The organism is Streptomyces sp. NPDC037401 (assembly GCF_055602345.1).
This window is the reverse complement of record NZ_JBVJWO010000016.1, coordinates 111,840-119,927: the sequence shown is the minus strand read 5'-3', so window position 1 is coordinate 119,927 and position 8,088 is coordinate 111,840. Positions and strand designations below refer to the sequence as shown.

At 70.0% G+C, this 8,088-nt stretch carries 9 protein-coding genes; 5 read left to right on the top strand and 4 right to left on the bottom strand.

Going from position 1 to position 8,088, the window contains the following annotated elements:
- The first annotated feature begins 96 nt into the window (after positions 1-96).
- The gene (locus ACZ7H1_RS19360) at positions 97-1,251 is read left to right on the top strand and encodes an MFS transporter (RefSeq protein ID WP_470788206.1); all 1,155 of its coding nucleotides are present in this window, start codon (positions 97-99) and stop codon (positions 1,249-1,251) included.
- A gap of 301 nt (positions 1,252-1,552) precedes the next feature.
- Here ACZ7H1_RS19360 and ACZ7H1_RS19355 read toward each other — a convergent pair whose 3' ends face one another.
- Together ACZ7H1_RS19355 and ACZ7H1_RS19350 are read right to left on the bottom strand one after the other, a co-directional pair.
- A complete protein-coding gene (locus tag ACZ7H1_RS19355; RefSeq protein WP_470788114.1) occupies positions 1,553-2,821 on the bottom strand; it encodes an MFS transporter in 1,269 nt (422 codons plus the stop codon).
- On the bottom strand, positions 2,818-4,230 hold the full coding sequence (locus tag ACZ7H1_RS19350; RefSeq protein WP_470788112.1) for an MBL fold metallo-hydrolase: 1,413 nt from the start codon (positions 4,228-4,230) through the stop codon (positions 2,818-2,820). The genes ACZ7H1_RS19355 and ACZ7H1_RS19350 overlap by 4 nt, the downstream gene beginning before the upstream one ends.
- A gap of 38 nt (positions 4,231-4,268) precedes the next feature.
- Here ACZ7H1_RS19350 and ACZ7H1_RS19345 point away from each other — a divergent pair, with 38 nt between their 5' ends.
- Together ACZ7H1_RS19345 and ACZ7H1_RS19340 are read left to right on the top strand one after the other, a co-directional pair.
- Positions 4,269-4,934, top strand: coding sequence for an ArsR/SmtB family transcription factor (locus tag ACZ7H1_RS19345; protein WP_470788111.1), 666 nt, complete (start codon positions 4,269-4,271; stop codon positions 4,932-4,934).
- A 494-nt stretch (positions 4,935-5,428) separates the two neighbouring features.
- A complete protein-coding gene (locus ACZ7H1_RS19340; RefSeq protein WP_470788109.1) occupies positions 5,429-5,710 on the top strand; it encodes a hypothetical protein in 282 nt (93 codons plus the stop codon).
- Positions 5,711-5,774: 64 nt separating this feature from the next.
- Here the strand turns inward: ACZ7H1_RS19340 and ACZ7H1_RS19335 are convergent, their stop codons facing one another.
- Positions 5,775-6,257, bottom strand: coding sequence for a hypothetical protein (locus ACZ7H1_RS19335; protein WP_470788108.1), 483 nt, complete (start codon positions 6,255-6,257; stop codon positions 5,775-5,777).
- 355 nt (positions 6,258-6,612) lie between these two features.
- Between ACZ7H1_RS19335 and ACZ7H1_RS19330 the strand changes: the two genes are divergently transcribed.
- Positions 6,613-6,975 carry a hypothetical protein gene (locus ACZ7H1_RS19330; protein WP_470788106.1) on the top strand — a complete coding sequence of 121 codons (363 nt, stop codon included), beginning with the start codon at positions 6,613-6,615 and terminating at the stop codon, positions 6,973-6,975.
- 28 nt (positions 6,976-7,003) lie between these two features.
- Positions 7,004-7,441, top strand: coding sequence for an NUDIX hydrolase (locus ACZ7H1_RS19325; protein ID WP_470788104.1), 438 nt, complete (start codon positions 7,004-7,006; stop codon positions 7,439-7,441).
- Positions 7,442-7,507: 66 nt separating this feature from the next.
- Here ACZ7H1_RS19325 and ACZ7H1_RS19320 read toward each other — a convergent pair whose 3' ends face one another.
- Positions 7,508-7,888 (bottom strand): hypothetical protein, encoded by a 381-nt coding sequence (locus tag ACZ7H1_RS19320; RefSeq protein ID WP_470788103.1) that lies wholly within the window; start codon positions 7,886-7,888, stop codon positions 7,508-7,510.
- Between the last annotated feature and the right edge of the window lie 200 nt (positions 7,889-8,088).

Genomic DNA, 8,088 nt, shown 5'->3' with positions numbered 1-8,088 from the left:
GCTCACCCGACCCCCACACCCCCCCCCCCCCCCCCCCCCCCCCCCCCCTCCCCCCCCCCCCCCCCCCCCCCCCCCCCCCCCCCCCCCCCCGCCGCCCTGCCCGCCCTGTGCGCCACCCAGGTCACCAGCTGGGGAATCCTCTACTACGCCTTCCCCGTTCTGGGCTCCCGGATCACTGCTGACAGCGGCTGGTCCCCGGCCGCCACCACCGCGGCCTTCTCCGGAGCCCTGCTCGTCTCCGCCGTGGCGGGCATCCCCATCGGCCGGATCCTCGACCGCCGAGGACCGCGAGCCGTGATGACCGCCGGCTCCGCGCTCGGTACGCTCGCCCTCCTGGTGATCGCAGCCGCACCCAATCTCGCTGCATTCAGCGCGGGTTGGCTGCTCGCGGGCGTGGCCATGGCCGCCACCTTCTATCCGCCCGCCTTCGCCGCCCTCACCCGCTGGTGGGGTCCCCACCGCGTCCGCGCCCTGACGATCGTCACCCTCGCCGGCGGACTTGCCTCCACCGTCTTCGCACCGCTGACCGCATCCCTCGCCGAGTACCTGAGCTGGCGGGCCACGTACGCGGTCCTCGCGGCGATCCTGGCCGCAGTCACCATCCCCGCGCATGCTCTGGCGCTTCGTGCCCCGTGGCCGGCCGCCCCACCGCCGCCACCCGCCATCGGTCGCACGCCCGTCCCCCGCAGCCGCCCCTTCCTCCTCCTGGCCGCAGCCTTCACCCTCTCCAGCTTCGCCATGTACGCCGTCGTCATGGGCCTCATCCCACTCCTCACCGAACGCGGAGCAACACCCATCCAGGCTGCCTGGGCCCTGGGGCTCGGCGGAGCAGGCCAGACCCTCGGCCGCACCCTCTACGCGAGCCTGTCCGCCCGCACATCCGTCACCACCCGCACGGCCACCCTCATCGCCCTCGGCGGCGCGACCACGGCAGCCCTCGCCCTCATTCCCGGCCCCGTCCCCCTCCTGGTGATCCTCGCTGTCCTGGCGGGAGTCGTCCGAGGCAACCTCACCCTCCTCCAGGCCACCGCGGTCACCGATCGCTGGGGCACCGCGCAGTACGGCCGTCTCTCCGGGCTCCTCGGCGCGCCGGCCCACATCGCCGCAGCACTCGCACCGTGGGCGGGCGCCGTCCTCGCAGGTCCACTCGGCGGACACCAAAACCTATTCCTGCTCCTCGCAGCCCTGTCCCTCGTAGCCACGATCCTCTCGCTCGGAACCGTCCGACCGCAGAAGAGCATGGGGGTCTGAGCGTGAGCTATCACCGACTTCCGTGCGGCTCGGTGTGTCCAGAGCAACACCACGATGGCGTGGGTACCTTGCAGCCGTGGCTGACTTCTTGGTCGTGATCGCGCGCTCCAGCAGCGCGCCGGCCGGGGCGAGGGACTGGTGGGGCTCCGGCCCGATGATCATCACGGGAACCCGTCCAGTAACCCGATCGGCGCGAGTCTCTCGGAGCGCACGAACGAGGAGGTCTCGACCATGAAGAGGAGACGCCGACAGGCATTCCGCCGCCCTGTGGGACTGGGGAGGAACTTCGACGGTGCGGTGGTCAGGTGCGGGGATGCGTTTCGTACATGCGTACCGCCACGAGGAGGCCGGAGGCGGCGGTGAGGGCTGCGATGGCGTAGATGGCGGTGGTCAGGCCGTAGGCGTCGGCGAGGACGCCTGCGAGGAGGGCGCCGATGGCGAAGCCGCCGTCCCGCCAGAGGCGGTAGACGCCGACGGCGCGGGCGCGCCAGGCGGGGTGGGCGACGTCGCCGATGACGGCGAGCAGGGTGGGGTAGACCAGGGCGGTGCCGATGCCGAGGAGGACCTGGGCGGTGGCCCAGACGCCGAAGGTGGTGCCGGCGGCGACGAGGGCGATGGCGGCGGCCTGGAGCAGCATGCCCGCGGTGATGAGGTGTTTGCGGCCGATGTGGTCGGACCACCAGCCCGTCAGCATCTGGCCGGCACCCCAGACTGCGGGGTAGAGGGCTGCGAGGATGCCGATCTGTGCGATGGACAGGCCGTGGGCGGCGAAGAGCAGGGGGAAGATGCCCCAGGCGAGGGCGTCGTTGAGGTTGTTGACGAGGCCGGCCTGGCTGGCGGCAGAGAGGGCCTTGTCGCGGAGGCTGGTCAGGCGGGCGATCTGGCCGGTGGTCAGTTCCCCGTCGTGCCCGCCGTCTGTGGGGTTGGTGTGGCGGGCGGCTTCGAGGCGGGCGTGGTCGCGGGTCTCGCGTACGGCGAAGGTCGACAGGCCCAGGGCCAGGACGACGTAGGCGGCCCCGAGGAGGAACGGGGCGGGGCGTAGTCCGGCGTGTTCGGCGATGGCGCCGGTGGCCATGGCGGTCGCCGCGACGGCGCCGTATCCGGCGGCTTCGTTGAAGCCCATGGCGAGTCCCCGGCGTTCGGGTCCGGCCAGGTCGATCTTCATGATGACGGTGGTGGACCAGGTCAGGCCCTGGTTGATGCCGAGCAGGATGTTCGCGGCGATGATCCAGCCCCAGGAGGGGCCCCAGGCCAGCATCGCGGGCACGGGCAGGGCGATCAGCCATCCGGCGATCAGGACCGGTTTGCGGCCGTAGCGGTCGGAGCAGGTGCCGGCGAAGAAGTTGGTGACGGCCTTCGTCGTGCCGAACGCCACGATGTAGGTGAGGGCGGCGGTGTAGGCGGACAGGTGGAAGACGTCGTCGGCGAGCAGAGGCAGGACGGTGCGTTCCTGGCCGAGCATCCCGCCGACGAGCGCGTTGACCGCGACGAGCAGGGCGAACTGGGGGAGGTTGGCCCGCAGTCCGAGCTGTATGCCGGTGCCGGTGTCGCCGCTTGCGTGGATGCTCACGCTCCTTCCTGCAGGGGGCGGCCGGTGGCCTTGGCCCAGTCGCGCGGGCCGCCGTCGAGGACGGCGAGATCCCGCTGTCCGGCGCGCTTCAGGAGGCTGGCGGCCGTCATGGCGCGCTCGCCGTGACCGCAGGTCACCACGGCGCCGGCCGGAGCCTCTCCGGAGCGGGCTGCGAGGTCGCCGAGTTCGATGTGGACCGCGTCAGTGATGTGCCCTGCGGTGTGTTCCGCACGCTGGCGGACGTCCAGGACGGGCCGGCCCCCGATGCGGTCGGCGGTGAGCAGTTCGATGCTCTGGCGCTGTCCACCGGCGGTGGTCCAGGCGTCCATGCCGCCGTCGAGGTGCCCGGCCAGCCGCTCGTATCCGATCTTCAGGGCCTGCCAGGTGAGCTCTGCGAGGTCCTGGCCGGGGGAGGTGACGAACACGAGCGGGCTGTCGTCGGGCAGCAGCCAGCCGAGCCACGTGGCGAACTGCCCGCGCAGCGGGTTGGAGATCGCGCCGGGTATGTGGCCGACGGCGAAATCGGTGATGGAGCGGACGTCGACGACCTGAGCACCCTCGCCGAGGAGGCTTCGGACCTCGGCCGCCGTGAGCGGGGCGAGCGTGGGTGCGGAGCCGAGGACGGCGGGCCCGCGCCGGTTCACCTCACCGAGCCGGTCGAAGTACGCCGGGTAGGACCCGAGACTCCCCAGCAGCTGCCGTACGAAGGCGTCCTCGTCCGGCGCAGCGAGCAGCGGATTGGCCCGACGCTGGTCACCGATGGTGCTCGTGCGCTCGACGCCGGGAGGGGCGGAGCAGAACGAGCCCGCGCCGTGGGTGGGCCAGACCGCCGTGCTGTCCGGCAGCTCGACCAGCCGCCGCAGCGAGTGGTACTGGGCGCGGGCCAGCTCCTCGGCGCGGTCGGCGCCGAGGAGGTCGGTACGGGCGGCCGAGCCGACGATGAGCGAGCCGCCGGTGAAGACGCCCAGCTCGCGGGTGCCGTCCAGGAGCAGGAAGGAGAGGTGTTCGTCGGTGTGGCCGGGGGTGGCCAGCGCACGGAGGGTCAGGCCGCCGAGGTCGGTCTCGTCGCCGTCGGCGAGGGGCGTGTGCGGGAAGGCGCGGTGGCCGGCGGCCGAGGCCAGCACCATGGCCTCGTCGTCGTGCGCGAGCTGCACGGCACCGGAGAGGAAATCGGCGTGCAGGTGGGTGTCGGCCGCGTACGCCACCCGCAGCCGCCGCCGTCCGGCAGCGGCCCGCAGCGCGCGCAGGTCCCGGCTCGCGTCCACCGCGAGGGCGCGTCCGTCACCGAGGTCGACGAGGTAGGAGCTGTTTCCCAGCCCCTCATCGACCAGCGGTATCAATTGATCGTCGGCGAAGCCCATCAGGTCCTCCAGGTGACACGGTAGGGGCTCGGTGGTTCCAGCGCCCATCCACAGATACAATATTCCATGGATCTATGGAGGATGCCATGGGAGATGCCGTACGCAAGTCGGCCCTGTACGACGCTTTCGCCCTCACGGGCAAGGCACTGAGCAGCGGGAAGCGCTTGGAACTGCTCGACCTGCTGGCGCAGGGCGAACGCACGGTCGACGCGCTCGCCAAGGCGGCCGGACTGAACCTGACCACGGCCTCGGCACACCTGCAGACCCTCAAGCAGGCCGGACTCGTCGCCACCCGCCGAGAGGGGGTCCGGATCCACTACCGCCTCGCCGGCGACGACGTCGCTGCCCTCTACGCCCTCCTGCGCCAGGTCGCCCAGACCCACCAGGCCGCCGTCGAACCGGCTCGCACCGCATATCTCGGCACGGACGCAGCGGAAGAGGTCGACCGCGAGGAACTGCGGGCCCGCGCCCAAGCGGGCGAAGTCGTCGTCCTCGACGTCCGCCCGGCCGAGGAATACGCCGCAGGCCACATCCCCGGTGCGATCTCCATCCCGGTCGGGGAACTCGCCGAGCGCATCGCCGAACTACCGGACGACGTCGAGGTCGTCGCGTACTGCCGTGGCGCCTACTGCGTCCTCGCCCACGACGCCGTACGCCTGCTCCACCAGCACGGCCGAAAGGCCCTGCGACTCACCGACGGCATGCTGGAATGGCGCCTGGCCGACCTGCCCGTCGAGGCGGAGGCCGCCTGATCCTTTGCCGAACCCGTCCCACGAGTCACGCGCTCCGCTGGGGGCTGTACCGGCTCATGGCGCCGCCGTCGAGGCGGGAGCTGGCCGGGCGTGACTCGTGGGCCATCCAGCAGGTGGGGTGGACGAGCTGAGTGGTCGCGGCGAACGGGTGCGGCCAGGTTCGATCGTGTGGCGCTCCGACCGCTCGGGGCGCCGGTATGTCCTCTGACCTGGGGATGCGCCCCTCCGTCGAGGCTTCGGCGGGGCCTCGTCTGTACCCGTGATGGCCCTGCTTGCCGCCCTGAAGGGCACGGCTGGGACACGTGCTCTGCACACGCCTGGGCGCGGGCTCGACCGACCCGATCGGACCGGTAGGTCTGGGGTCCGACAGCGTCGGGCTTGCGGTGACCTCGCAGCACAATCGCTGTTCCATCAGGCGGTGCGGTGGTGAGACGCCAGAGGGCAGAGGCTGGGCTAGAGCCCTACCGTCGTCGGGGCACACGGCGTCGAAGCTGATGCCGACTGTCCTGGTCGTGGATGTCAGCGGCACCGATTTGCCGGATCTCAGGTGGTGGGGCGATGTGTTCGGCCCCATGTGGGAGCCGACGGACGAGTTCGTCGCACTCGCGGCAATGACCATGACGAGGTTGAGCCGCGAGCCGAAACTGAGCTTCTCCATCAACCCCTACGCTGACCTGCAAACCGTTCACGCGATCACGGAGACCACGAAGCTGTGTGCTCTGTTCACGGGCCTGTCTGACTGTGTTGCGAAGTGTCGTCCGCCCGGAGCGTCTTGATGGGCTCGCGACGAGTGGCGGCTCAGGCGGTTGATGCGCAGCAAGGTGCTGGAGAACCGCAAGGTCACACCGAAAGCTCCGCCTGCTGCCAGGTCCGCTCAAGGGCATCTTCGTGGTCCCCGCTGTGGCCATGCTGCTGGGTGCACACCAGCCGATCGAAGAACGTCGCGTCGGTGTCGGGCTGACCGTCGTCCCTGCGGCCAGTCAGAGGATCGCGGCCCGGACGGCGCTCAAGACATTGGTACCCGGCCAGGCCGGTCAGGGCTGCGCGGAGCGCACTGGGTCCGTCGGCGGCGGGCTGGCTGACGACCTTCCTCATCTGCTCGGGGATGATCTCTTGGAGCACCTTCAGCGCAGCCTGCGGGTCTCGGGATTGCTTACAGATTGCGGCCAGATCCTTAGCCATCTTCTCGATGACCAACTCGCCGATCGGTGTGATCTTGCCGTTCTGGGTGACGAGGGTGACGAGGGTGTCCGGAGGGAGTGCGTCGAGGTCGATGCCGGGGCTGGTCATGCGGTGATCGTTCTTCCCGTTCTTCAGGTACATGCTCCGAAAGTAGGGTTCCGGCAGGCGCGGTAAAGGCTCGCGTCACCCGTTCGGCCAGGAGCGCGTAAAGGTGCTGGGGTCGTGCGGGGCGCCCGGCGTGATCGGTTCTCGTCGATCTCGCCGGAATCAATGGCCTGTGCAGGCCAACGCGGCATCAGGCCAGGTACGTTGCCCCCATGGCTGACTTCTTGATCGTGATCACGACCGTGGACAATCAGGACGCCGCGCGGAAGCTGTCGCGCTCTGCAGTGGAGGTCTCCCGGACTCCTGGTGGGCGACGCTGCGGGAGAGCCTGAACGCCCTCGGCGCCGCCGAGCCGCCCCGCGAGACCATCCGCCAGTCCTGGGCGGACCGCGTGTTCCCCGAGTTCCTCGGCATTCCCGCGCCGCCCATCACCGAACGCGTCACCGGCCACGCCGATCTCCAGTGGGCTAACCTCACCCACCACCCCCTCGTCATCCTCGACTGGGAACGCTGGGGCGCCGTCCCCGTCGGCTACGACCCGGCCATGCTCTACGTCAACAGCCTCCGCGTCCCCGCCGTCGCCGCACGCATCCGCACCGAATTCGCCGACGTCCTGGACACCCCCGCCGGCCGAATCGGCGAACAGATCGCACTCGCCGAAATGCTCCAGGCCGTCGGCCGCGGCTGGTACAGGGAGCTGGCTCCATTGTTGCGCCAGCGCGCGGAGGCAGTGACGGGCGTCCTTCCTCGCTGAGCGTCAACAACGAAGGAGACAGACCAACATGATCGAACGAGTCCGAGCTGTCCTCGTCACCGCGGACGACACGATGCTGGTCATCCGCCGCACCAAGCCGGACGTCCCCGAGTACTGGGTGCTGCCCGGCGGCGGGGTCGAGGAGAACGACGAGTCCCGGGAGGCCGCCCTCCACCGTGAGATCCACGAGGAGATCGCGGGGAAGGCCGACATCGTCCGCCTCCTGCACACGATGGAGTCCGACAAGGAGCGTCAGCTCTTCTACCTCGCCCGCATCGCGACGTGGTCCTTCGAAGACCGCACCGGACCCGAGTTCAGCGCCGAGGGGCGCGGCGAATACGCGCTGGAGGAGATCCCGTTGACCGTGGAGGGGCTAGACGGCATCGACCTCAAGCCCGAGGAGATCGCCTACGTCCTGCGGGGTGCCATCGGTGCCGGCACGCTCGGGGCCGGGGGCGTCGTCTAGTCGTACGGCCATGCGGACATGCCACCGGGACCAACGCTGAGAATGCGTTGGCCCCGGTGGCATTGGTCAGAAGGTGTAGGGGGTGAAGGGGCGAGGGTTCTGGGTCATGAGGCCGAGAAGCAGTTCGAGTTCGGCCCTCTCGTCCTTGGCCATGAGCTCGACGGCATTGCCAAGGGTCTTCTGGGTGAGCTGCTCCATGAACGGGGTGAGGAACTGCTGGAGAGCTTCCGGGGCTTCCTCCAGTGTCCGCCTGTACTCCATGTAGCGAGTGTGCTGTGCCGCGAACTCTTCGAACTCGGCGCGGGTGGCGTCCAAGGCGGTGGCCTGCTCCTCCTTGGTGAAGGGGCGGCCGTCGTAGTGGGACCAGGTTTTGGTGTCGCGCCGATATTTGAAGTTCGAGTCGCAGAGGAGGGCGGCGACGGTGGGTCGGATTTCGGTTTCGGGCATGCGAGAGCTCCTCGAAGGTGTGCGGGAAGGGCGATGTATCCAGTGTCTGGAGAATCCCCGGTTTGGCTGACCGGGGATCGTCGGCTATGTTGCGCCGCGCTTTCGCCGGTCAGCGGCGATCGCAGTGGTGTACGGCCTGCTCGGCCGGGGGACGGGGCAGGGCTGTGTTTCGGCTCAGAGTTCGGTCTCGGGGGTGCGGC